This window comes from Pseudomonas sp. HY13-MNA-CIBAN-0226, from assembly GCF_040310305.1.
Classification (GTDB): Bacteria; Pseudomonadota; Gammaproteobacteria; order Pseudomonadales; family Pseudomonadaceae; genus Aquipseudomonas; species Aquipseudomonas gregormendelii.
Genome location: NZ_JBEOPS010000013.1, coordinates 152,601 through 175,580, shown reverse-complemented (window position 1 = coordinate 175,580; position 22,980 = coordinate 152,601). Strand labels below are relative to the sequence as shown.

At 60.4% G+C, this 22,980-nt stretch carries 20 protein-coding genes, 1 tRNA gene and 1 pseudogene; 18 read left to right on the top strand and 4 right to left on the bottom strand.

Annotated features, from left to right (window positions below):
• Positions 1 to 65: 65 nt before the first annotated feature.
• The 7 genes from AAEZ05_RS16295 to AAEZ05_RS16265 all read left to right on the top strand — a co-directional run bounded on the left by AAEZ05_RS16295 (position 66) and on the right by AAEZ05_RS16265 (position 7,618).
• Complete coding sequence (locus AAEZ05_RS16295) at positions 66 to 494, top strand: MarR family winged helix-turn-helix transcriptional regulator (protein WP_045059490.1); 429 nt, start codon at positions 66 to 68, stop codon at positions 492 to 494.
• Complete coding sequence (locus AAEZ05_RS16290; RefSeq protein WP_045059489.1) at positions 491 to 2,563, top strand: FUSC family protein; 2,073 nt, start codon at positions 491 to 493, stop codon at positions 2,561 to 2,563. Before AAEZ05_RS16295 ends, AAEZ05_RS16290 begins: the two co-directional genes overlap by 4 nt.
• Entirely contained in the window at positions 2,560 to 2,769 is a 210-nt protein-coding gene (locus AAEZ05_RS16285; protein WP_045059488.1) for a DUF1656 domain-containing protein, read from the top strand. The genes AAEZ05_RS16290 and AAEZ05_RS16285 overlap by 4 nt, the downstream gene beginning before the upstream one ends.
• Positions 2,766 to 3,653: an efflux RND transporter periplasmic adaptor subunit gene (locus AAEZ05_RS16280; RefSeq protein WP_045059487.1), complete on the top strand. Its 888-nt coding sequence runs from the start codon at positions 2,766 to 2,768 to the stop codon at positions 3,651 to 3,653. The genes AAEZ05_RS16285 and AAEZ05_RS16280 overlap by 4 nt, the downstream gene beginning before the upstream one ends.
• The gene (locus AAEZ05_RS16275; RefSeq protein WP_045059486.1) at positions 3,650 to 5,098 is read left to right on the top strand and encodes an efflux transporter outer membrane subunit; all 1,449 of its coding nucleotides are present in this window, start codon (positions 3,650 to 3,652) and stop codon (positions 5,096 to 5,098) included. Before AAEZ05_RS16280 ends, AAEZ05_RS16275 begins: the two co-directional genes overlap by 4 nt.
• 93 nt (positions 5,099 to 5,191) lie before the next feature.
• Positions 5,192 to 5,827, top strand: a complete 636-nt coding sequence (locus AAEZ05_RS16270) for a hypothetical protein (protein ID WP_045059485.1) — start codon at positions 5,192 to 5,194, stop codon at positions 5,825 to 5,827.
• Positions 5,828 to 6,112: 285 nt separating this feature from the next.
• Positions 6,113 to 7,618 carry a YdgA family protein gene (locus AAEZ05_RS16265; RefSeq protein WP_045059484.1) on the top strand — a complete coding sequence of 502 codons (1,506 nt, stop codon included), beginning with the start codon at positions 6,113 to 6,115 and terminating at the stop codon, positions 7,616 to 7,618.
• 165 nt (positions 7,619 to 7,783) lie between these two features.
• Here AAEZ05_RS16265 and AAEZ05_RS16260 read toward each other — a convergent pair.
• A pseudogene (locus AAEZ05_RS16260) lies at positions 7,784 to 8,020 on the bottom strand (pyridine nucleotide-disulfide oxidoreductase); the annotation flags it as partial.
• Positions 8,021 to 8,177: 157 nt separating this feature from the next.
• Between AAEZ05_RS16260 and AAEZ05_RS16255 the strand changes: the two are divergent.
• From AAEZ05_RS16255 to AAEZ05_RS16235, 5 genes are all read left to right on the top strand, one after another.
• A complete protein-coding gene (locus AAEZ05_RS16255; protein ID WP_350648052.1) occupies positions 8,178 to 8,738 on the top strand; it encodes a YbhB/YbcL family Raf kinase inhibitor-like protein in 561 nt (186 codons plus the stop codon).
• An 85-nt stretch (positions 8,739 to 8,823) separates the two neighbouring features.
• The gene (locus AAEZ05_RS16250; RefSeq protein ID WP_350648050.1) at positions 8,824 to 10,509 is read left to right on the top strand and encodes a vWA domain-containing protein; all 1,686 of its coding nucleotides are present in this window, start codon (positions 8,824 to 8,826) and stop codon (positions 10,507 to 10,509) included.
• A gap of 1 nt (position 10,510) precedes the next feature.
• Positions 10,511 to 11,092, top strand: coding sequence for an RNA polymerase sigma factor (locus AAEZ05_RS16245; protein ID WP_205894002.1), 582 nt, complete (start codon positions 10,511 to 10,513; stop codon positions 11,090 to 11,092).
• The gene (locus AAEZ05_RS16240) at positions 11,089 to 11,646 is read left to right on the top strand and encodes a hypothetical protein (RefSeq protein ID WP_350648047.1); all 558 of its coding nucleotides are present in this window, start codon (positions 11,089 to 11,091) and stop codon (positions 11,644 to 11,646) included. The genes AAEZ05_RS16245 and AAEZ05_RS16240 overlap by 4 nt, the downstream gene beginning before the upstream one ends.
• Before the next feature lie 11 nt (positions 11,647 to 11,657).
• Positions 11,658 to 11,927 carry a hypothetical protein gene (locus AAEZ05_RS16235; protein ID WP_350597838.1) on the top strand — a complete coding sequence of 90 codons (270 nt, stop codon included), beginning with the start codon at positions 11,658 to 11,660 and terminating at the stop codon, positions 11,925 to 11,927.
• Positions 11,928 to 12,018: 91 nt separating this feature from the next.
• Here AAEZ05_RS16235 and AAEZ05_RS16230 read toward each other — a convergent pair.
• Positions 12,019 to 12,095: transfer RNA gene (locus tag AAEZ05_RS16230), tRNA-Arg, on the bottom strand.
• 348 nt (positions 12,096 to 12,443) lie between these two features.
• Between AAEZ05_RS16230 and gabD the strand changes: the two genes are divergently transcribed.
• The 3 genes from gabD (at position 12,444) to AAEZ05_RS16215 (ending at position 16,706) form a co-directional block, all read left to right on the top strand.
• Positions 12,444 to 13,886, top strand: coding sequence for an NADP-dependent succinate-semialdehyde dehydrogenase (gene gabD / locus AAEZ05_RS16225; protein WP_045059478.1), 1,443 nt, complete (start codon positions 12,444 to 12,446; stop codon positions 13,884 to 13,886).
• 185 nt (positions 13,887 to 14,071) lie between these two features.
• Complete coding sequence (gabT, locus tag AAEZ05_RS16220) at positions 14,072 to 15,349, top strand: 4-aminobutyrate--2-oxoglutarate transaminase (protein WP_045059477.1); 1,278 nt, start codon at positions 14,072 to 14,074, stop codon at positions 15,347 to 15,349.
• A gap of 142 nt (positions 15,350 to 15,491) precedes the next feature.
• A complete protein-coding gene (locus AAEZ05_RS16215; RefSeq protein ID WP_350648045.1) occupies positions 15,492 to 16,706 on the top strand; it encodes an HDOD domain-containing protein in 1,215 nt (404 codons plus the stop codon).
• A gap of 120 nt (positions 16,707 to 16,826) precedes the next feature.
• Here the strand turns inward: AAEZ05_RS16215 and AAEZ05_RS16210 are convergent, their stop codons facing one another.
• Positions 16,827 to 17,816: a GGDEF domain-containing protein gene (locus AAEZ05_RS16210; protein ID WP_045059475.1), complete on the bottom strand. Its 990-nt coding sequence runs from the start codon at positions 17,814 to 17,816 to the stop codon at positions 16,827 to 16,829.
• A 280-nt stretch (positions 17,817 to 18,096) separates the two neighbouring features.
• Entirely contained in the window at positions 18,097 to 19,281 is a 1,185-nt protein-coding gene (desA, locus tag AAEZ05_RS16205) for a delta-9 fatty acid desaturase DesA (protein ID WP_205893922.1), read from the bottom strand.
• 145 nt (positions 19,282 to 19,426) lie between these two features.
• Between desA and dibA the strand changes: the two genes are divergently transcribed.
• From dibA to AAEZ05_RS16190, 3 genes are all read left to right on the top strand, one after another.
• Complete coding sequence (gene dibA, locus AAEZ05_RS16200; protein WP_350648043.1) at positions 19,427 to 21,346, top strand: phosphodiesterase DibA; 1,920 nt, start codon at positions 19,427 to 19,429, stop codon at positions 21,344 to 21,346.
• Between the two features lie 227 nt (positions 21,347 to 21,573).
• Complete coding sequence (oscA, locus tag AAEZ05_RS16195; RefSeq protein ID WP_007975618.1) at positions 21,574 to 21,756, top strand: sulfur starvation response protein OscA; 183 nt, start codon at positions 21,574 to 21,576, stop codon at positions 21,754 to 21,756.
• 98 nt (positions 21,757 to 21,854) lie between these two features.
• Positions 21,855 to 22,868, top strand: a complete 1,014-nt coding sequence (locus AAEZ05_RS16190; protein ID WP_045059472.1) for a sulfate ABC transporter substrate-binding protein — start codon at positions 21,855 to 21,857, stop codon at positions 22,866 to 22,868.
• Positions 22,869 to 22,980 lie beyond the last annotated feature (112 nt).

Below are 22,980 nucleotides of genomic sequence, written 5' to 3'. Positions count from 1 at the left end.
ATTGATAGTTAGCAAACTAACAGTGTGTGCATAGTCTCGTGCCGAAGAACCTCGACGCCCTCCAAATGAACATCAGCAGTGCCATGGTGGTAGCCGCCAGGCACTGGCGCAAAATCTGCCAGACCACGCTGGTTAATTATGGAATTTCCGAAGCCTGCGCCGTCCCGCTCTTGATGATCGGGCGTTTGGGTGAGGGTGTGCGTCAGGTGACGGTGGCGCAGGCGGCGGGGATGGAAAGCCCTTCGCTGGTGCGCTTGCTCGATCAGCTTTGTCATTCCGGCTATGTACGGCGTACCGAAGATGCCCATGATCGCCGGGCCAAGTGCCTGAGCCTGACTGAAACCGGGCGGGAGCTGGTACAGGCGGTTGAAGCCGAGTTGGTCCGCTTGCGTCATGAAGTGCTCGAAGGCATCGACCAGAGTGACCTGGAAGCCACGTTGCGGGTGCTTCGGGCGTTCGAAGCGGCGAACGCGCCATCGGTGATTGGCTCGTGAGCGGATTTTTTACCGGCATGCCCCCTGCGCGAGACTGGTTCTACGGGGTTCGCACGTTTGCCGCCTCCATGATCGCGCTCTACATCGCCATGCTCATGCAAATGCCCCGTCCATATTGGGCGATGGCCACGGTGTATATCGTCTCCAGCCCTTTTGTCGGCCCCACCAGTTCCAAGGCGCTATACCGTGCGGTCGGGACTTTTCTCGGTGCCATGGCGGCGGTTTTCTTCGTGCCGATGTTCGTGCAAAGCCCTTACGTACTGGTGGTGGTGATCGCGCTATGGACCGGGACGCTGCTGTTTCTGTCCCTGCACCTGCGTACTGCCAACAGCTATGCCTTGATGCTCGCTGGCTACACCTTGCCGCTGATCGCCTTGCCGGTGGTGGATAACCCGTTGGCGGTGTGGGATGTGGCCGAAGCGCGTACGGAGGAAATTTTCCTCGGTATCGCAGTAGCTGCGGTGGTTGGCGCGATGTTCTGGCCGCGACGGCTGGCGCCGGTGTTCAACGACTCGGTGGGCAAATGGTTTACTGACGCTTCGACTTACAGCCTGCGGTTTCTCAATCGCCAGGTGCAGCCCGATGAAGTCAGTGCCCTGCGGGCCTCGATGGTCGCGACCTTCAACACCCTGGAGCTGATGATCGGCCAGTTGCCCCACGAGGGTGCCCGGCCACAAACCGTGCGCAATACCAAAGAGCTGCGTGGGAGGATGATTCATCTGCTTCCAGTGATTGATGCCTTGGACGATGCGCTGTATGCCCTGGAGCGGCGTACACCCGAGCTGGTGGAGAAATTTGCCCCGTTGCTGGCGGCCACCACCCAATGGCTCGAACACAAGGACGCCGACCTGCAGCGCTGGCAGGCCCTGAAAAACCAACTCGAAGCCCTGCAACCGAACGCCGAGGCGCTGGATGATCGCAGGCAACTGTTGTTCTCCAACGCCATCTATCGCCTAGGTGAATGGATCGACCTGTGGCAGGACTGCCGCAGCCTGCAGCATGCCATTGAGTGCGAAAGCCAGGACAGCTGGCGCGCGGTGTATCGGCACTGGCGCCTGGGCCGGCTCTCGCCGTTCCTGGATCGTGGGCTGATGTTGTATTCGGCGGCATCAACGGTCACTGCGATCATCGTGGCGTCGGTGCTGTGGATCTTGCTCGGCTGGACTGACGGCGGCGCTGCAGTGATTCTCGCGGCCGTGGCTTGCAGCTTCTTTGCCTCGATGGACGACCCGGCGCCGCAGATTTACCGTTTTTTCTTCTGGACGGCGATGTCCGTGGTGTTCGCCAGCCTGTACCTGTTTCTGGTCCTGCCCAACCTGCATGACTTTCCGATGCTGGTGCTGGCGTTCGCGGTCCCGTTCATTTGCATTGGCACCCTGACGGTCAAGCCGCAGTTCTACCTGGGCATGTTGCTGACGCTGGTTAACACCTCGTCGTTCATCAGTATCCAGGGAGCCTATGACGCGGATTTCCTGAGCTTCGCCAACTCCAATCTGGCCGGCCCGGTCGGGCTGCTTTTCGCGTTCGTCTGGACCCTGATTGCCCGGCCATTTGGCGCGGAACTGGCGGCCAAGCGCCTGACCCGGTTCAGCTGGCGCGACATTGTCAGCCTCACCGAACCGGCAACCCTGTCCGAACATCGGCACCTGGGCGTGCAGATGCTCGATCGCCTGATGCAGCACCTGCCGCGGCTGGCGATGACCGGCCAGGACACCGGCATTGCCCTGCGCGAAGTGCGCGTGGCGTTGAACCTGCTCGACTTGCTGGCCTACACGCCACGGGTCACAGGCGTTCCGCAGACGCTGCTGCACCAGGTAGTGGCGGAAGTTGGCGCCTACTTCAAGGCCTGCCTCAAGGCGGACGAACGCTTGCCGGCACCGACGGCCCTGCAGATGACGCTCGATCGTACCCGCCGTGCGCTCACCACCGAGTGTGACGAAGGGGCGCGCCTGCACTTGCTCCACGCCCTGAGCGGGCTGCGCCTGGCACTGTTGCCGGGGGTGGAATTTGTCGGCACGGGCGAACTCGAAGAACCGCTTCCCCATGGCATCGATGGAGCGCCTTTATGATCGGTGATCTGGATATCAGCGGTGTTTTCCTGCCCACGCTGCTGGTGCTGATGGGCATTACTTACGTGATTTTCCTGCTGGTGCACGGGCTGCTGACGCGTCTGCACTTTTACCGTCTGGTCTGGCACCGGGCATTGTTCAACGTGGCTCTCTACGCCTTGCTACTTGGCGCCGTGGACTCACTCAGTCGATACCTGATGACATGAAAAAACCTTTTTTGACCCTCGGTCGCGTGGTGCTGACTCTGCTGATCGTGACCTTCGCCGTCGTCGTCGTCTGGCGCATGGTGATGTACTACATGTTCGCCCCATGGACCCGGGACGGGCACATCCGTGCCGACATCGTGCAGATCGCGCCGGACGTGTCCGGCCTGATTCAGACCGTTGAAGTGCGCGACAACCAATTGGTCAAGCGTGGCCAGGTGCTGTTCAGCATCGACCAGGACCGCTTCAGACTGGCGTTGCGCCAGGCCAAGGCTGCCGTGGCTGATCGTCAGGAAACCCTGGCGCAGGCGCAGCGCGAGCACAAACGTAACCGTGGCCTGGGCAACCTGGTGCCGGGCGAGCAACTGGAAGAAAGCCAGTCCCGGGTCGCCCGCGCCGAAGTCGCCTTGATGGAAGCGCAGGTGGCGGTGGACAGTGCCCAGCTCAACCTGGATCGCTCGACCATCCGCAGCCCGGTGGACGGCTACGTCAACGACCGCGCGCCACGCCATCAGGAATTCGTAACTGCCGGGCGGCCGGTGTTGTCGGTGGTGGACAGCAACTCGTTCCACATTGACGGCTATTTCGAAGAGACCAAACTGGACGGGATTCACGTCGGCCAGAGCGTCGATATCCGGGTGGTGGGTGACCGCGCGCGGTTGCGTGGGCATGTTGAAAGCATCGTTGCCGGTATCGAAGACCGCGACCGCACCAGCGGCAGTAACCTGCTGCCCAACGTCAACCCTGCATTCAGCTGGGTACGGTTGGCCCAGCGGATTCCGGTGCGCATTGCTTTCGATGAGGTGCCTGCGGACTTCCGCATGATCGCCGGGCGTACCGCCACCGTATCGATCATCGAGGATCAGCAACAGGAGCCCGCGCAATGAGCAAGGCTTCGGGTTTGGCGGTGATCGGCCTGGGCATGCTGCTGTCGGCCTGCCAGGTGGTCGGGCCGGATTACCACCTGCCGGACGAAGCCGCCGTGCACCGTGATGATTTCCAGGGCGAGCTGGCGGTGAACGACAAGAACGTCGTTTCCGCGCCCGTGCCCGGTGATTGGTGGCGGTTGTACCAGGATCCGCGCCTGGATCAACTGGTGCAGCAGGCCATGGTCACCAACACCGATCTGCGAGTGGCAGCGGCGAACATTTCCCGGGCCCGGGCACAGGTCGATGAAGCGCAAGCCGCAGGCGGCTGGAGCGGCGGCGTGAAAATCGGCGCTCAGCGTTTGCAGGAGTCCGGCGAAGCATTCCTGCTGGCGGACAAGGTGCCGGTGGCCAATGTGGGCGATATTGGCATCACCACCTCTTATCAATTCGACCTGTTCGGCACCTTGCAGCGCGGTATCGAGGCGGCGAAGGCCAATGCCGATGCGACTCAAGCGGCAGCCGATACTGCACGAATCACCCTGGTGGCCGATGTGGTGCGGGCCTACACCCAGGTGTGCGCGGCCAACGAAGAGCAGGAAATCGCCCAGCACTCCCTGGATCTGCAAGCCCAGGGCACCACGCTGGTACAGCGGCTGCGCGATGCGGGGCGCGGTGATGAAACCCAGGTGACCCGCTCGCAAACCCAATTCAAATCCCTGCGTGCCGAAATGCCGCGCTACGAAGCGGCCCGTCAGGCCGGCTTGTTCCGCCTGTCGATGCTACTCGCCCAGCCAGTGGATCAATTGCCAGCCGGGACGGCGACTTGCGCCGAACTGCCAAAAATCGCCCAGCTGTTACCGGTGGGTGACGGTGCCACGTTGCTCAAGCGCCGCCCCGACGTGCGGCAGGCCGAACGACGCCTCGCGGCTTCCACGGCGGGTATCGGCATCGCCACGGGCGAGCTGTACCCGGACATCAGCATCGGCGCGTCGGTTGGAACCGTCGGCATCCTGGAAAACCTCGGCAAACCGGCGACCAATCGCTGGGGCTTCGGTCCGTTACTGAGCTGGACCGTACCGTCCAACGGCTCGCGTGCACGTATTCGTGAGGCCGAAGCGACCACCCAGGGCGCCCTGGCGCATTTCGATGGGGTAGTGCTCAACGCCATTCGCGAAACCCAGACCGGCCTGGCCCAATACTCCGCGTTGCTGCAACGTCGCGATGCGCTGGCCGAGGCGGAACAATCGGCGCAACAGGCAGCAGACCAGACCCACCGCTTCTTCCAGGCCGGCCGGGCGTCGTTCCTCGCGGACCTGCAAGCCACCCGGACCTACACCGACGTACGGGCGCAGTTGGCCGCCGCGAACACCCAGGTTGCCATGAGCCAGATCGATTTGTTCCTGGCGCTGGGCGGCGGATGGGAAAGCGGACGAACGCAAGGTTCGAACTCCAGCAAACCCTGAGGCCGTTGCTATGCTTTGATTTGTTGGGCTGACGCGCCACGAGCCACGCCAGTCCACTGATCAAGGCTCGCGTTGGTCATGGGGACTAAAATAATGAAAAACCCTTATGCTCCCGGCTTCTGGTGCGCTATAGCCGCACTGGTCCTGCTGTCAGCCACCTATTTCTACGGCATCATGCTGGCCCACCAGATCGACAAGGCCCTGATATTTCTCGACAGTGCCTCGGCGCTGATCGCCGTGCTGTCGATTGTGGTGGTCGCCTGGGCTTCTGTTCAGGGCGCCCGTATCAAGAAAAAACACCTCGAACAAGGCAAGACGCTGGTGCTCATCTGGGACACCAAGGTGGCTTTGCGCCGGGTTGAAACCGTGTTTGACCGCTATTTCTGGGGCAGCTACTGGCAACCCGGCCGCACTTTCCAGGAAGTCATGGGCGAGCTGACCGGCACGCCGCTGGAAAAAAGCCTGGAAACCTTAAAGAAGCAGTGCCTGGCACTGGACAAGCAGGTGTCGGACGAGGAGCGGCATTGGCTAAGCAACGCCCGCGAGCTCTCCGATGTCGCCACCGCCATGGCCCGGGAGCGTTACCAGCTGGACTTCTGCGACCCGCGCGCGGAGGTGACGGGTGGGGCGGTGATCAATCGGGATTTTGAGGTGCTGGTGTATACCTGGACCGCGCGGCTGAAGAGTTTTGACCATCAGCTCGATGAAATTGAAGTGCAGTATTCCTGACATCTGAAATCATCCCGGTGGCCCTCAGGGAACTGTGGCAACTGTGGGATCTCTGACACCTGTAGGAGCAAAGCTTGCTCGCGATAACGGTCCGTCAGCCACGCTGCAGGTGGATGAGCCGGAGTCATCGCGAGCAAGCTTTGCTCCTAAACCTTTAATCATTGGGCCACCCAGTGCGCCCGGTGCTAATCTCCATCGCACTTTCAGCTTAGTCGTGTCCGTAACCCGTCACGGGTTCAGGGAAGACGACACACCTTCAAACAACGGACATTGATCGGGTAATTCATGAATAAATCAGCAGGCGTGCTTCTGGGAATTGTCGTGGCAATCGGTGCAATCAGCGCAGGGGGTGCCTGGTACACCGGCACCAAGCTTGAAGGCGTGCTCAATACCTCGATCGCCGATGCCAACAAGGAGCTGCAAGCCGCGCTGGTAGGTTCCAATGGCACCGCGTCGCTGGAGCTGGTGTCGCTGGAGCGCAACGTATTCAGCAGCACCGCGCACTACCGCCTCAAGGGTGAAGGCGAGATGTTCGGTGAAGCCCCGGTGGAGTTACTGTTCGTCGACCACATCGAGCACGGTCCTCTGCCGTTCTCCCGCCTGGTGTCGCTGAAGTGGCTGCCAGTCATGGCCACCAGTCACTACGAACTGGAAAAAACCCCGCTCACCGCCAAATGGTTCGCCGCTGCCAAGGACAAGTCCCCGCTCACCGGCGTGGTCAACATCGGCTACGACAAATCCACCAACGGTAACCTCCAGTTGCTGCCGCTGGACGTCGCCCTTGACGACAAGTCCCAGCTGAAGTTTTCCGGATTGAATGTCGACGTCGATGCCAGCGCCCAGGCGCAAAAGGTCAAGGCCAACGGTTACATGGACAGCCTGACCCTCACGACCGTGGCTGAGGACCTGACGCCGGTTAAAGTCGAACTCGGCGGCCTGACCTTCGCCAGCAACCTGACCAAGGGTACCTACGGGTATTACGTCGGCGAAAACACCGTCGAGCTGACCGACAACAAGACCACCTTCGGCGCCGGCCAGTCAGTATTAGGCCTGAAGAAGTTTGAAATGAAGAACCAGACCGAAGAATCGGGCACCAGCGCTTCAGGCCGTGCCGATTACAAGGTGGGCGAGGTGTCGCTGAACGGCAAGACCATCGGCTCCGCGCAGATGGCCATGAGCCTGAAGAACCTGGACATTCCGGCGACCATGTCGTTGATGCAGGTTTACCAGACCAAACTGCAACCTTACGAGAAGGCCGCGGCTGAAGCGGCAGCAGCAGGTCTGCCGGCGCCGGAGCTGGTGCTGACCCCTGCCGAAGAGGCCCAGGTAAAAACCGGCCTGGAAAAACTGCTGGCCGCCGGGCCGCAGGTTGCGCTGGAAAACCTCTCGCTGAAAACCGCCAACGGCGAAAGCAAGGCCAACCTGGTGCTCGACCTGACCAAGCCGAAATCGATGGACCTGCCGCCGGATCAGTTGACTCAGCAACTGATCGCCCTGCTGGACCTCAACGTGCAAGTGTCCAAGCCGATGCTGGTTGACCTGTTCAGCGTGCAGTCACAAATCGATGGCCAGACCGATGCCAAGCTGATCGCCGATCAGGCCATGGCCACTGCGGACATGTTCGGCAGCATGGCGGTGGGCAGCGAGTTTGCCAGACTCGATGGCAACAACATCGTCACCAAGTTGCACTACGCCAACAACCTGGTGGAGTTCAATGGCCAGAAGATGACCGTTGAAGAGTTTGTCGGCTTCATCATGAGCAAAATCAGTGCTCCGGTGCCCGTCGAGTAAGGCCAACCGTTGCGCAGAAGCGCTCGGCGTCTGCTTCAGGGCGCCTCGCACTTGCGGATAAAACGCTCCCCTGTAGGCGCTGCCGAAGGCTGCGATCTTTTGACTTTCAACATCAAAAGATCGCAGCCTTCGGCAGCTCCTACGGGAAATTTTGCAGCCAAGAATTCATCGGGCATCGCGAATCAGTCGCCAGGCCTCATCCACGGACAACGGCTGTTTCATACGTTCTGCCAGCATCGCCATCGCCCACTCTTCATCGCACGCAACTGCAGCGGAAACCACTCCGTTTTTACCAAACAGCCCAATAAACGGCGGAGGGTAGGGGTCGCCCTTGAACTCCACCTCGTCCCACGTTTCAGCGTGCCCGAGGTAGTCGTAGTTCTTGCCGAAATGCCAGGTCCAGACGCGTTGCAAGGCCATGATCGCTCTCCAGGCAGGCATTTCCATTAAGACTGGGCGGCCGATCGCGAGGTTCAGCCAAATCCCTCTGCCACGGCGCGAACGGTGCGGCTATAGTTCGCAAGCCGACGTTGGCCCCACCCGCACCAGGTGCTCCGCAATGACCCGATTGACCTCTTTGACCCCTTGGCTGGCGGCCTTTGCAGTTGCCTTCTGCGTACAACTGCCGGCCCAGGCCCATGAGCGTTTCACTGTTAACATCCCGGGCGTCTCCGATGACCGGCTGTTCACTGCCGCGGCCGCCAGCGACGCCGAAGGCTGCGGCGGCCACAACGTTTCTCCGGCACTGAGCTGGAATGCCGGCCCGGCCGGCACCTTGAGCTACGCGATCGTGATGCACGACCCCGACGGGCAAAAAGGCCAGGGCGTCGATCATTGGCTGAATTACGGCATCAAGGCCTCTACCCATCAGATTGCCGAAGGTGCGGGCACCAAGCCCACGCTCGACGGAGTCGGTGGCCTGAACAGCAAGGGCACCAAGGCCTACGTCGGTCCTTGTCCGCCTGTCGGCGACAGCGCCCACCACTACATCATCCAGCTTTACGCCCTGGACCTCGCTCCCGACGCCTTGCCCGCCGGCCTGACGCGTACTCAGTTGCTGGAAAAGATCAAAGGGCATGTGCTGAAGAACAGCAGCGTGGTGCGCCGTTATCACCGCTGAATATTTTTTCCGGTGAGTTAACCCGAACCTGCCGGGCTGCCCGTCTCAAAGGATGAATGGATCATCTTCCTTGAGGTCAGCCCCCATGTCCCTCCCTCTGCATTTCCTCCGCCCGGCCGCCCATGGTTTCGCCGCGGGCCTGCTGCTGGCGATGGCCGGTTGCGGTGTCTCGTCCACGCCAGACTCCGCTTCGATTGCCTCAGCACCCGCGCAGGCTGAGTTGAAGACCGAAGCCTTGGTCCTTGGCGATGCTTCCGCGGCCAAGCGCACTGTGCGAGCAGCGCCGCTGGCGACTTTTGCGCCAATGCCAGAAGCATCCCCTGCGGGCTACCAGGACCAGCAGCGCGAGCAGTATCAGGCGCTGGCCGATAACCCGATCCACAGCGTGGCTCAAACGCCGGTCTCAACCTTCAGTGCCGACGTCGATACCGGCGCCTACGCCAATGTCCGGCGCTTGCTCAACCAGGGGCGCCTGCCGCCCGAAGGAGCGGTGCGCCTGGAAGAAATGGTCAACTACTTTCCCTACGACTACGCCTTACCCACCGACGGCTCGCCCTTTGGCGTGACCACGGAGCTGGCGCCAACTCCCTGGAATGCGCACACCCGGTTGCTGCGCATCGGCATTAGGGCCTCGGACCACGCAGTGGCTGACCTGGCCCCGGCGAACCTGGTCTTCCTGGTCGACGTCTCCGGGTCGATGGACCGCCGCGAAGGCCTGCCGCTGGTCAAGAGCACGCTGAAACTGCTGGTCGATCAACTGCGCGATCAGGATCGCGTGTCACTGGTGGTATACGCCGGTGAATCTCGTGTGGTGCTGGAGCCAACTTCCGGACGGGAAAAAGCTAAAATTCGAACAGCCATCGATCAGTTATCGGCGGGCGGCTCGACCGCTGGCGCATCAGGCATCGAACTGGCCTACCAGTTGGCAGGGCAGGCGTTCATTGCAAAAGGTATCAACCGCATCCTGCTGGCCACGGACGGCGACTTCAACGTCGGCATCAGCGACTTCGACAGCCTCAAGCAAATGGCGGCGGACAAGCGCAAGACCGGTATTTCCCTGACCACAATGGGTTTCGGAGTGGATAACTACAATGAACACCTGATGGAGCAACTGGCCGACGCGGGCGATGGCAACTACGCCTATATCGACAACCTGCGCGAGGCGCGCAAGGTCCTGGTGGACCAGCTCGGTTCAACCCTCGCGGTCGTCGCGAAAAACGTAAAGCTGCAAGTGGAATTTAATCCGGCCCAGGTCAGCGAGTACCGCCTGTTGGGCTATGAAAATCGCGCCTTGAAACGCGAAGATTTCAGCAACGACAAGGTCGACGCTGGCGAAATCGGCGCAGGCCATACGGTAACCGCCCTGTACGAAATTGTTCCAAAGGGGGAGAAGGGTTGGCTGGAGCCGCTGCGCTACAGCCAGGCCGCCAGCATTGATGCCACCAAGACAACGGAAATGGCCATGCTGCGCGTGCGTTATCAGCTGCCGGAAGGTGGGAATAGTCGCTTGATTGAACGCCCGATCGTTGCAGGCCAAGCCGCAGCCGCCTCTGACGATCTGCGCTTCGCCGCAGCCGTGGCAGCTTTTTCCCAGCAGCTGAAGGACGGGCGCTATACCGCCAGCTTCAGTCTGAAAGACACTGAGGCACTGGCCCGTGGCGCCCGGGGCGAAGACCGGTTTGGCCTGCGAGCGGAGTTCGTGCAGTTGGTCGAGCTGGCGCAAAGCCTGCAAACCACCGAACATCAGGCAATGATCCAAGAGACCCACTGACATGACTGCCCCGCCCCCAAGCTCGGCCACCAGCAGCGACGAATCGCTGCTGGCCCGCTACCGCTCAGGCGACAGCGTGGCGTTCGAGATCCTGTACGCCCGCCACCGCCAGGGACTGTACCGATTCCTTCTTGGCCTCAGCGGTAAAGCCGAGCTGGCCGAAGAGGTGTACCAGGACACCTGGCTGAGCCTGATCCGCAGCACCAGCCAGCCACAAGGCCGGGCGAATTTTCGTACATGGTTGTACCAGATTGCCCGCAATCGACTGATCGACCACTGGCGCAAACACGGAATTCGTAACCCTTTGCACGACAGCTATGACGAACAGGTCCACGCCTTGCCTGATGACGCCGCCGACCCCGCGCAATTACTGAGCTTGAGCCGCGACACCCAGCGCCTGGAAACCGCCCTGCAAACCCTGCCGGCGGACCAGCGCGAAGTGTTCCTGCTGCGTGCCCACGGCGATCTCGACTTGCCACAGATCGCCACCCTCACTGAAACACCGCTGGAAACCGTCAAGAGTCGCTTGCGTTACGCCCAGCAAAAACTGCGTCGGCTGCTGGCCGAGGAGGTACTGACATGACTGACGCCCGTAAAGCACCTGAAGAGGAAGTGGTGAAACACTTTCGTGAACAGTCTACCGACGAGCCACCGGCACACCTGGATGCGTTCATCCTCGCCGCAGCGCATCGAGAAACCCCGGCACCCAAGGCAAGCCTCTGGCAGCGGTGGTCGCAAGCCTGCCAAAAGCCGCGCTGGCAAGTCGCATTCGCCAGCCTGGTCGGCGTAGCGCTGATGCTGGCGCTGGTACAACCCGGTCCCGAGCAGGAGCCCGTCTACGACTTCGCGCCAACCCCCAAAGCCTCCGCCCCGGCACCTGCAGCGCCGATGGCCGAACTCGCCGCGCCTGCGCAGCGTGAATCCATGCGTGCGCAAATGGCCGACGAAGCCAAAGTCAGCAAACGCATGGCGGCGCCGGCAAAGAGCCTGGATGAGCAGTTGCTTGAGGTGGTACGCCTGCAGGAAACCGGTCAGAAATCAGCGGCGGACAAGTTGTTAGAGTCGCTGAAACAACGTTTCCCCAACGAAAACCTCGACGACCGGCTCAAGGAACTGCAGAAAAACCAGCACCGATAACCGTCCGCCATTTGGCAACCAGCCCCGAAAGCGCGCACTATCGGGCCATAGCCGATGCGTTGGAGGAAGCCATGGCGAAAAAAATCGACCGCATCGCCCAAATGCTCAACTGCCCGGTGAAGGGAGAGGAACTAAGGCGGGCAGTGACCGAGAGCCGCAAGGAATTCCTGTTGGCTCAGGAGAAGGAGCAGGCCTTGGAGGAGGATGACCTTGATGATGGGGTGTTCGAGGATGAGGAGGGGGATGATGAATATGATGAGTTTGATTGGACTACGGAGTGAGGGAGCTGCGGAGTAAACCTGATTCAGGTCGAGACACCACCCACAAAAAAAGCCCCAGACCTTAAGGCCTGGGGCTTTTTCGTTTCTACTATGGTGCACCAGGCGGGATTCGAACCCACGACCACTGCCTTCGGAGGGCAGTACTCTATCCAGCTGAGCTACTGGTGCAAGCGGGCGCCATGATACTCATAAGCGCTGCGGGCGTCCATGCTGCTGAATCGCCTGTGTTTTTTGGCCGCCGAGCGGGCGGTTGTCACGTTGATCAGAAAAAATGGGCAAAAGAGCGGTTTTCGTTCTTTTTTTCGAACAGGCTATTGTCCTTTACCCCCTTTGATCCTAGGATTCGTTTGAGATTTCAAACGCTCTTGTCTGGGTGCTGAACCGCGCGAGTCCAATCCGTGCGCTATTTATGTGCTTCAGCCCGGTGAATGATTTCCCTGACGGCAGCCTATAAGGCGCCTTTCTACAATCATAATTTGCTCCGCGCCCGGCGCGGTGCTGTTAAGGAAAGCCGACATGCAGCTTAAAGACACCCAGTTGTTCCGCCAGCAAGCCTTCATCGATGGCGCTTGGGTCGATGCGGACAATGGTCAGACGATCAAGGTCAACAACCCGGCAACGGGCGAAATTCTGGGCACCGTGCCGAAAATGGGCGCTGCCGAAACCCGCCGGGCAATCGAAGCCGCAGACAAGGCGCTGCCGGCTTGGCGTGCACTGACCGCCAAGGACCGTGCGAACAAGCTGCGTCGCTGGTTCGAACTGATCATCGAAAACCAGGACGACCTGGCTCGCCTGATGACCCTGGAACAGGGCAAGCCATTGGCCGAAGCCAAGGGCGAAATCGTCTACGCCGCTTCCTTCATCGAGTGGTTCGCCGAAGAAGCCAAGCGCGTCTACGGTGACGTGATTCCGGGCCACCAGCCAGATAAGCGCCTGATCGTGATCAAGCAGCCCATCGGCGTGACCGCGGCAATTACCCCGTGGAACTTCCCGGCCGCGATGATCACCCGTAAAGCCGGCCCGGCCCTGGCCGCCGGTTGCACCATGGTGCTCAAGCCTGCTTCGCAGACTCCGTTCTCGGCGTTCGCCCTGGCTGAGCTGGCCCAGCGTGCCGGCATTCCTGCTGGCGTGTTCAGCGTTGTTTCCGGCAGCGCCGGCGACATCGGCAGCGAGCTGACCAGCAACCCGATCGTGCGTAAGTTGTCCTTCACCGGCTCGACTGAAATCGGTCGCCAGTTGATGGCTGAATGCGCCAAGGACATCAAGAAAGTGTCCCTTGAGCTGGGTGGCAACGCGCCGTTCATCGTGTTCGACGACGCGGACCTGGATAAGGCCGTCGAAGGCGCGATCATTTCCAAGTACCGCAACAACGGCCAGACCTGCGTCTGCGCCAACCGCCTGTACATTCAGGATTCGGTCTACGATGCGTTCGCTGAAAAACTGAAAGTGGCTGTGGCCAAACTCAAGATCGGCAACGGTCTGGAAGACGGCACCACCACTGGCCCGCTGATCGATGAAAAAGCCGTGGCCAAGGTCAAGGAACACATTGCCGACGCCGTGGCCAAAGGCGCCACCGTGCTGTCGGGTGGCAAATCCATCGAAGGCAACTTCTTCGAGCCGACCATCCTGACCAACGTGCCGAACAACGCAGCCGTGGCCAAGGAAGAAACCTTCGGCCCGTTGGCGCCGCTGTTCCGCTTCAAAGACGAAGCCGAAGTGATCGCGATGTCCAACGACACCGAGTTCGGCCTGGCGTCGTACTTCTATGCCCGTGACCTGGGCCGTGTATTCCGTGTGGCTGAAGCCCTGGAATACGGTATGGTCGGCGTCAACACCGGGTTGATCTCCAACGAAGTCGCGCCGTTTGGTGGCATCAAGGCGTCGGGCCTGGGCCGTGAAGGCTCCAAGTACGGCATCGAAGATTACCTGGAAATCAAATACCTCTGCCTGGGCATCTAAGCGCGGCAGACGGGAATGCAATAAGCGGAAAGGGCACGAGAGCGCTGACCCTTTCTGCGTTTCAACCGGAATTTTCTCTGTGGCCGGGAAAGCTATGGCAGTCGATCATCGCATGCTGCCGTAGTTGCCTCCCCGCCGCATTTTCCTTGAGCCACGCCGCCCGATGAGCGGCGAATGAGGACTTTATGAGCAAGACTAACGCTTCTTTGATGAAACGCCGCGAAGCCGCTGTACCACGCGGTGTTGGCCAGATTCACCCGATCTTCGCCGAGTCCGCGAAGAACGCTACCGTTACCGACGTTGAAGGTCGCGAGTTCATCGACTTCGCCGGCGGTATCGCAGTACTGAACACCGGTCACGTGCACCCGAAAATCATCGCCGCCGTGACCGCGCAGCTGAACAAGCTGACCCACACCTGCTTCCAGGTGCTGGCCTACGAACCGTACGTAGAGCTGTGCGAAAAAATCAACGCCAAGGTGCCTGGTGATTTCGCCAAGAAAACCCTGCTGGTGACCACCGGTTCCGAAGCCGTAGAGAACGCCGTGAAAATCGCCCGCGCCGCCACTGGCCGTGCCGGCGTGATCGCGTTCACTGGCGCTTACCACGGTCGCACCATGATGACCCTGGGCCTGACCGGTAAAGTCGTGCCTTACTCGGCCGGCATGGGCCTGATGCCAGGCGGCATCTTCCGCGCGCTGTACCCTAATGAACTGCACGGCGTGAGCGTCGACGACTCGATCGCCAGCATCGAACGCATTTTCAAGAACGACGCCGAGCCGCGTGACATCGCTGCGATCATCATCGAGCCGGTTCAGGGTGAGGGCGGTTTCTACGTCGCGCCTAAAGAGTTCATGAAGCGTCTGCGCGCCCTGTGCGACCAGCACGGCATCCTGCTGATCGCTGACGAAGTGCAGACTGGCGCTGGCCGGACCGGCACGTTCTTCGCCATGGAACAGATGGGCGTGTCTGCCGACCTGACCACCTTCGCCAAGTCCATCGCTGGCGGCTTCCCGCTGGCGGGTGTGTGCGGTAAGGCTGAATACATGGACGCCATTGCTCCAGGCGGCCTGGGCGGTACCTACGCCGGTAGCCCGATCGCGTGCGCTGCTGCGCTGGCAGTGATGGAAGTGTTCGAAGAAGAGCACCTGCTGGATCGCTGCAAGGCAGTCGGCGAGCGTCTGGTCACTGGCCTGAAAGCCATTCAGTCCAAGTATCCAGTGATTGGTGAAGTACGTGCCCTTGGCGCGATGATCGCGGTCGAGCTGTTCGTAGACGGTGACAGCCACAAGCCAAACGCACCGGCAGTCGCCGCCGTTGTGGCCAAGGCTCGCGACAAAGGCCTGATCCTGCTGTCGTGCGGCACCTACGGCAACGTTCTGCGCGTACTGGTACCCCTGACTTCGCCGGATGAACAACTGGACCAAGGTCTGGCAATCATCGAAGAGTGCTTCTCGGAGCTTTGATCTACAGTGCTCGTATGAAAGTGTGAGCTGATCGACAAAAAAACCCGCCTAGGCGGGTTTTTTTTGTACGTGAAACCCACAGCGCTGTTTCCTGTGGCCTGCATTGAATATGGTGCATGCATTGAGAGGGGAGCCTGTTTGCATGAGAGCTGTTGAGTTACCCGCTGTACCTCGAGTGCTGATTGCCGAGGCGGATCCGTGGTCGCGGGATTTGCTCCAGCAAGTACTGCTGAACGTGCGCTGCGATGCTCGCATCGATCTCTGTGCCGATGGCCAGGACGCGTTGTCGCGACTCGCGGAAAACGCCTACGACCTGGTGATCGTCGACTGGGAGTTGCCTGGTGTGGATGGCTTGAATGTGTTGCGCAGCGTTCGCCAGCGCAAGCGCAATCCGCCGTTGCCGTTCATTCTGATGAGCAGCCGCAATGACAGCGCCAGCGTGCGCGAAGCCTTACCGTTGGCACCTACGGCTTACCTGACCAAGCCGTTGAACATGGAAAACCTGACCCAGCGATTGCAGGATCTGCTGCTTGATGCCGGGCAGGAAGTTTTTTGTGAAGTGCCGGCCCTGGCGGCGGGCATGACCTTGGCGGTGTATCTGGAGCGCCGGCGGACTCTGGCTGACGGTGCGCCACTGATGACCGATGTGGAGGTAGCGGTCAAACGCAGCCTCAACCCCGGCGGGCTTGACCTGACCGTCCTCGAAGAGGGAACGCGTACCGATCCGCAGATTACCGCCGTGCTGATCGCTGCCGCCAACAGCGCCGCCCAACACCGCGGCGCTGCCGTGCAAACCCTGGCCCAGGCCCTGCATCGCCTGGGCTGCGGGCAGAGCATGAACCTGATTCTGGGGCTGACCCTCAAGCGCACCGCGCGGCTCAGCGACCCGTACCTGGCTGACTACGCCGAGCGTTATTGGGACCTGTCGCTGCATACCGCCGAATACGCGCGGACCCTGGCCCGTCTTCTCGACCTGGACCAGGAGCGCTGTTATTGCGCGGGCATGCTGCATCGGCTGGGTGACCTGGCCTTGCTGCGTTGTTTGCAGGAATGGAAGCAGGCCGGCGGCGAGCTGGACGAGTTGGCTGAGGTCGACGAAGCGCTGAGTGGATTTGCGGCCGCTTACGGTTCGGCGCTGCGCACCCGCTGGCGCCTGCCGCTGGAGCTGCGAGAGCTGATCGCGGCGGTCTATCAGCTCGGTGGCGGGGTTTATTCCCGCGAAGCGCTGGTGATGAACATGGCGGCTCAACTGGCGGGCCTGGGCGAGGATGAGGGGCTTGAGGCGCTGGCCAAGGGGCGCACGGCGAGGTTGCTGCAGATCGGCCTGCCGGAGTTGGTGCGGTTGCGCAAAAAATAGCCACCCCCGCCCCGCAGGAGCTGCCGACGGCTGCGATCTTCTGATCTTCTGATCTTTGGTTAGCCCCAAATCAAAAGATCGCAGCCTCGTTTCTCTCGGCAGCTCCTACAGGGGGGCGAATCAGCCGGGGATGATCCGGTTCTTGCCCTGTCGCTTGGCTTCATACATCGCGGCATCCGCCCGGGAGAACAGGCTGTCGACACTTTCATCCTCAGGTAAGAGGCTGGTCAGGCCCTGGCTGATGGTGATGGTGAAAGTCCGGCTGTCGTGGCTGAAACTCAGTTGTTGAATTTCCCGTTGCAGGCGCTCGGCCACCTGCATGGCCACCCCGGGCTCACAGCCTGGAAACACTGCCGCAAACTCCTCTCCGCCGATGCGCCCGAACACGTCACCACGACGCAATGCGGCGCGACCGCACTCAGCGATGCGTTGCAACACGTTATCGCCTTCCTGGTGGCCATAGGTGTCGTTCACGGTCTTGAAATCATCGATATCCAGCATCAGGAACGACAGCGGGGTGCCCTGGGTTCGCGCCCGCTCGAACTCGTGGTTGGCGCATTCAAAAAAATGCCGGCGGTTGCTGCTTTCGGTCAATTCGTCGGTAGTGGCCAGGCGTTGCAGTTCGGTTTCGAGGTGCTTTTTTTCGGTGATGTCTTCAGCAATGCCGACGATGATCAAAGGCTGGCCCGGCTCGCCCTGGCGGTTGATAAAGCACTTGTCGCTCAGCCAGCGTACCTGGCCGTCGGCGGTAACGATTCGATACTCACGGTCTTCGACCGAGCCTTTGTCCAGCACGGAGGCCAGGCTGCGCTCGGCTTCTTCCAGGTCATCCGGGTAAACGCTGTCGCGCCACTGGTTGTAGTCGGCCAGCAACGGGTCGGTGGGGCGCCCAAAAATTCGTTCGTAGGCCGGGCTGACATAGAGCACCTCGCGGGTTTCCCAGTTGAATGCCCACAGCACCGCATTGACGCTCACCAGCAGCGAGCTCAACAGCTGTTCGCGTTCACTCAAGCGCGCGACCTCGCCTCGGGCCTGCATCAGCGCCATCAGGGTCTGGGCGGCCTCTGGCCATTGCGGCGGGGAAGAATCCTGCGGGTTTTTATCGACCATCGACACTAATCTCAAAGAGCGTGCCGCGAGTTCGGCAGCGGCTGCAACGAAGACCGCCAGGGTGGCGAAGTGCTTTTGAGATAGGGGATTTGGAACTAAGTTCCCGGGGCAGGGAGAGCAGGGGGATGCACCCGCCGGGCGGTAAGCTAAGGGTTTTATCGCGTGCAGCGGTTGTTCAGGGGGCGTTTGCTGCGCAAAAAGCGAGCGGGAGCAAGCATACTCGCCACAGGAGCGCGCCTTGCTGTCGCGGAGCACCTCGGGCGAGGTGCTCTGCGTGGGGTCAGGCGTTGGCGGGGCGCAAGGAGTAGGTTTTCAGCTGGTCGGCGAAGTCACGCAGGGACTGAATCCCGCTGGCTTCGGCCTCGTGAATCCATTCCTTGATGGCTGCCAGCATGTCGTGACCATTGGAACTGGTCTTGACCCAGATCTGCTGCAAAGCCAGGCGCTTCTCGTAAATGACTTTCAGGGCCTGACTGTGCTCGAGCATGGTCTGGATCCGCACATGGTGCTTGTCATCCAGCAGGCTGGTTTCACGCGACAACAGACGCTTGGCCCGGTGAAACTGGTGGCGAACGGAGTGATCGACCTTTTCCAGCTCTTGCTTGACCAGGGGCGCGATGACCAATTTGCGGTACTGGGCCATGATCTGGAAACGATTGTTGAGGATCGCCATGGCGGTATCCATGTCCAGGTTGCCTTTGCCTTCAACCCGATGGGCAATTGGCGCGACCCGCTGAACCTTGGCCAGGCGCAGGAAGCTGAAAACCTGGATCCAGGCCCAGCCGAGGTCGAACTCCCATTTCTTCACCGACAGTTTTGCCGAGTTGGGGTAGGTGTGGTGGTTGTTGTGCAGTTCTTCGCCGCCAATCAGGATGCCCCACGGCACCAGGTTGGTGGCCGCATCGCGGCATTCGAAGTTGCGATAACCGATGGCATGGCCCAGGCCGTTGACCACGCCGGCCGCCCACACAGGGATCCACATCATCTGGATGGCCCAGATGGTGATGCCGATGGTGCCGAACAGCAACACGTCGATGACACCCATGATTGCCACGCCCAGTAGCGGAAAGCGGCTATACAGGTTACGTTCGATCCAGTCTTCCGGGCAGTTCTTGCCATAGATGCGCAGGGTCTCCGGATTTTCCGCTTCGGCGCGATACAGCTCCGCACCTTTGCGCAAAACGGTGGACAGGCCCTTGACGACGGGGCTGTGCGGGTCATCGACGGTTTCGCATTTGGCGTGATGCTTGCGGTGGATAGCGGTCCACTCACGGGTGTTCTGCGCCGTGGTCAACCACAGCCAGAAGCGGAAGAAATGTTTCAGGCCGGCATTGAGCTCAAGGGAGCGATGGGCTGAATAGCGATGCAGATAGACAGTGACGCCGATGATTGTGATGTGGGTCATCAGCAGGGTGACTGCCACCAGTGACCAAGGCGACAAGCCAAGAAAACCTTCGTACCACATAGGCTGTAGGGCCCTCGATAAAGAAAAAAACAGCCCTCGCATTATCACCAAGCGCACAGATAAAACCAGTCACCCTTTCAGATAAGAGTGGCTGGATGTTTCTTTACCCTATAATTCCAATCATTTGAGGGACATGGACGACCGAATGTCTGCCACCTATCGCGACGCCCTGCGTGCAGCGCTGCTGTATCTGCTGCTTTCCGTCCTCTGGGTTTCGCTCAGCGGTTTTGCATTAAACAGTTTCTTCGATGATTCGGCCGAAGCGTTGCATTGGCAAACGATCAACGGCTACATCTGGCTGATTCTAAGCGCGGGCATTATTTTCATTGCCCGCACGCGTTTGTTCCGCTGCCTTGGGATCGGTGCGCAGTTGCGTGAGCGTTCTGCGGATAGAGAGCGGCTGCGTCAGGCGGCGGCCGTGTTCGATTGCACCCGCGAAGGCGTGCTGGTCACAAATGACAAAGGATTGATCGTTCACGTCAACCGGGCGTTTATGCAGATCACCGGCTATCAGCGCGAAGAAGTGATGGGCCAGCAACCGAGCCTGTTCAAATCCGGTCGCCATCCGGCGAGCTTCTACCAGGCCATGTTCAAGACGCTCAACAGTGTTGGCGAGTGGAGCGGTGAAATCTGGAATCGGCGCAAAAGCGGGGAAATCTACCCGCAGTGGCAGACGATCCGTATCGTTCGCGACGATGATGGACGGGTCAGCCAATACGTGGCGGTATTTTCCGACATCAGTGCAATCAAGAACTCCGAGAATGAGCTGACCCATCTCGCCCATCACGACCCATTGACCGACTTGCCCAATCGCCTGCTGTTCACCGACCGCGCCGAACAGGCCGTGGCATCGGCACAGGTGCACAAGCGCGGCTGCGCCCTGCTGGTGATCGACCTGGATCACTTCAAGATGATCAACGACAGCCTCGGTCACACCGTGGGCGATCAGATGCTCAAGGCCGTGGCCGAGCGGCTGCTGGCGATGTTCGGGCCAGGCATTACCCTGGCCCGCCTCGGGGGCGATGAATTTGCAGTCCTGGCGGAAGGTTGCCCGCAACTGGTCCATGCGGCGGCGCTGGCCCAGCGGATCATTGACGGCTTCAAGGAAGCCTTCGTGATCGACGGCAATCAGCTGCTCATCAACGCCAGCGTGGGCATCAGCCTGTTTCCCAGCGACGCCCTGAGTGCCGCGCAGTTGCTGCGTAATGCGGACGCGGCCTTGTTCAAGGCGAAAAATGCAGGCCGCGACAGTTATGCGCTTTATACCGAAGAACTGACGGCCCAGGCCCAGCAGCGGGTCGAGACCGCGTTCGAATTACGCAGGGCGCTGGAGCAGGATGAGCTGCGGGTGTATTACCAGCCGGTCCACGACCTGAAGACCAGTCGCCTGATCGGCGTCGAGGCGCTGGTGCGCTGGGAGCACCCTCTGCGGGGTTTGGTCTCGCCTGCCGAGTTCATTCCCATCGCCGAGCGTACCGGCCTGATCGCGGAAATCGATGCCTGGGTCATGCAGCAGGCGTGTCAGCAAATGTGCCAATGGCAGCAGTCCGGCGTTGTGTTGTCGTTTGTTGCGGTGAATGTTTCTGCGCGGCTGTTTGCCCGTCGTGAGCTGTACCAGCAGGTGGCGCAGGTGCTACGCGACACAGGGCTCAACCCGGCGTTTCTGGAGCTGGAGGTGACAGAAAGCGCGGTAATGGATGACCCGGAAGTTGCGCTGGAGCAGATGCATCGCTTGCGTGAGCTGGGCGTGCGCCTGGCGATCGATGATTTTGGCACCGGCTATTCATCCTTGCTGCGGCTCAAGCGCTTGCCAGTACAGAAACTCAAGATCGACCAGGGTTTCGTTGCCGGGCTGCCGTGGGACGACGACGACGTGGCGATCGTGCGGGTCATTATCGCGTTGGCCAAGAGCATGGGCATGCAGGTGCACGCCGAAGGGATCGAGCAGGTCGAGCAGGCCAGTTTCCTGCTCGAGCACGACTGCGATCTTGGCCAGGGCTACTGGTTCGCGCGACCGATGCCTGCTGCGCAGCTCGATTGGGCGCGGGCGCCGCTTATCGGTTAGACCTTCATATGGTCCCCTTGAAAGATTGCGCAGCATCAATCGCAGCCTCGTTTCACTCGACAGCTCCTACGGGGCGGAGGATGGGCGGTGTTCGTCATGAGTACTTCTGGTTATATAAACATTCTTAAATAGTCTTTTTAAGAATATCCGCACCTATCTACTATTGGTCTCACGCCGCAAGCAGTGCCGCCACTGCCAGGCAACCTCTCAGTCGAAGGAGCAGCACCATGAGCGCATCCCTACGTAGCGTTGACGGCCAGGACGAAGCAACCATCCTGCGCGAGATCCAGAGCGCACTGCGCGACCTGCGGTTCGGGGCAGTGGAAATCACTGTGCACAACGCTCAGGTCGTCCAGATCGAACGCAAGGAAAAATTCCGTCTGCAGCAGCCGGGCAACAAGCCGGGCTGATCAATGATCACGCACTTGGCCGAACGATCTTTGAGCCGTACCGCGATTCCATAAAATCAAAAAAAGCCAACACAATCAGAATTCCAGGAGCTTTCACCATGTCGTCGATTCGTCATTTCGCTTTGGCCGCCCTGGCCAGTGCCCTTTTTGCTGGTTCCGCGGTTGCCAAGGACTACGAGCTCCTTAACGTGTCGTACGACCCCACTCGCGAGCTGTATCAGGAATACAACGCAGAATTCGTCAAATTCTGGCAGAAAGACCACGCCGGCGATTCGGTGAAAATCCAGCAGTCCCACGGTGGCTCGGGCAAGCAGGGCCGTGCGGTCATCGACGGCCTGCGTGCCGACGTCGTAACCCTGGCACTGGCCGGCGACATCGACGAAATTGCCAAGCTCGGCAAGACCTTGCCAGCCGACTGGCAGAAGCGTCTGCCGGAGGCGAGCACCCCTTACACTTCGACCATCGTGTTCCTGGTGCGCAAGGGCAACCCGAAAGGCATCAAGGACTGGGGCGACCTGGTTAAAAATGATGTGTCGGTGATCACCCCGAACCCGAAGACCTCCGGCGGCGCACGCTGGAACTTCCTCGCGGCCTGGGCTTATGGCCTCAAAGCCAACGGCGGTGACGAAGCCAAGGCCAAGGAATATGTGCAGACGCTGTTCAAGCACGTCCCTGTGTTGGACACCGGCGCTCGCGGTTCGACCATCACTTTCGTCAACAACGGTCAGGGCGACGTGTTGCTGGCTTGGGAAAACGAAGCGTTCCTGGCTCTGAAGGAAGATGGCGGCGCCGACAAATTCGAGATCGTCGTGCCTTCGCTGTCGATCCTGGCCGAACCTCCAGTGGCTGTAGTCGACAAGAACGCCGAGAAAAAGGGCAACCAGCAGATCGCCGAAGCCTACCTCAAGCACCTGTACAGCCCGGCCGGCCAGGAAATTGCAGCGAAGAATTTCTATCGCCCACGTGACAAGGAAGTCGCCGCCAAGTATGCCCAGCAGTTCCCGAAACTGGAGCTGGTGACCATCGACAAAGACTTCGGCGGCTGGAAAACTGCCCAACCGAAATTCTTTAATGATGGCGGGGTGTTCGACCAGATCTATCAGGCGCAGTAATCTCACTCGAAACGAGCCCCAACATGTGGGAGCGAGCTGGCTCGCGAAGGCGGTATTTCAGTGACAGGGATGTTGACTGATTCTTCCTCTTCGCGAGCAAGCCCGCTCCCAC

Excerpts from the sequence above, each read along its gene's own strand:
- AAEZ05_RS16295 (WP_045059490.1), top strand. The coding sequence starts at position 66 with ATGAACATCAGCAGTGCCATGGTGGTAGCCGCCAGGCACTGGCGCAAA.
- AAEZ05_RS16270 (WP_045059485.1), top strand. The coding sequence starts at position 5,192 with ATGAAAAACCCTTATGCTCCCGGCTTCTGGTGCGCTATAGCCGCACTG.
- dibA (WP_350648043.1), top strand. The coding sequence starts at position 19,427 with ATGTCTGCCACCTATCGCGACGCCCTGCGTGCAGCGCTGCTGTATCTG.
- AAEZ05_RS16265 (WP_045059484.1), top strand. The coding sequence starts at position 6,113 with ATGAATAAATCAGCAGGCGTGCTTCTGGGAATTGTCGTGGCAATCGGT.
- AAEZ05_RS16240 (WP_350648047.1), top strand. The coding sequence starts at position 11,089 with ATGACTGACGCCCGTAAAGCACCTGAAGAGGAAGTGGTGAAACACTTT.
- gabT (WP_045059477.1), top strand. The coding sequence starts at position 14,072 with ATGAGCAAGACTAACGCTTCTTTGATGAAACGCCGCGAAGCCGCTGTA.
- AAEZ05_RS16215 (WP_350648045.1), top strand. The coding sequence starts at position 15,492 with ATGAGAGCTGTTGAGTTACCCGCTGTACCTCGAGTGCTGATTGCCGAG.
- AAEZ05_RS16250 (WP_350648050.1), top strand. The coding sequence starts at position 8,824 with ATGTCCCTCCCTCTGCATTTCCTCCGCCCGGCCGCCCATGGTTTCGCC.
- AAEZ05_RS16285 (WP_045059488.1), top strand. The coding sequence starts at position 2,560 with ATGATCGGTGATCTGGATATCAGCGGTGTTTTCCTGCCCACGCTGCTG.
- AAEZ05_RS16280 (WP_045059487.1), top strand. The coding sequence starts at position 2,766 with ATGAAAAAACCTTTTTTGACCCTCGGTCGCGTGGTGCTGACTCTGCTG.
- oscA (WP_007975618.1), top strand. The coding sequence starts at position 21,574 with ATGAGCGCATCCCTACGTAGCGTTGACGGCCAGGACGAAGCAACCATC.
- AAEZ05_RS16190 (WP_045059472.1), top strand. The coding sequence starts at position 21,855 with ATGTCGTCGATTCGTCATTTCGCTTTGGCCGCCCTGGCCAGTGCCCTT.
- AAEZ05_RS16210 (WP_045059475.1), bottom strand. The coding sequence starts at position 17,816 with ATGGTCGATAAAAACCCGCAGGATTCTTCCCCGCCGCAATGGCCAGAG.
- desA (WP_205893922.1), bottom strand. The coding sequence starts at position 19,281 with ATGTGGTACGAAGGTTTTCTTGGCTTGTCGCCTTGGTCACTGGTGGCA.
- AAEZ05_RS16245 (WP_205894002.1), top strand. The coding sequence starts at position 10,511 with ATGACTGCCCCGCCCCCAAGCTCGGCCACCAGCAGCGACGAATCGCTG.
- AAEZ05_RS16275 (WP_045059486.1), top strand. The coding sequence starts at position 3,650 with ATGAGCAAGGCTTCGGGTTTGGCGGTGATCGGCCTGGGCATGCTGCTG.
- AAEZ05_RS16255 (WP_350648052.1), top strand. The coding sequence starts at position 8,178 with ATGACCCGATTGACCTCTTTGACCCCTTGGCTGGCGGCCTTTGCAGTT.
- gabD (WP_045059478.1), top strand. The coding sequence starts at position 12,444 with ATGCAGCTTAAAGACACCCAGTTGTTCCGCCAGCAAGCCTTCATCGAT.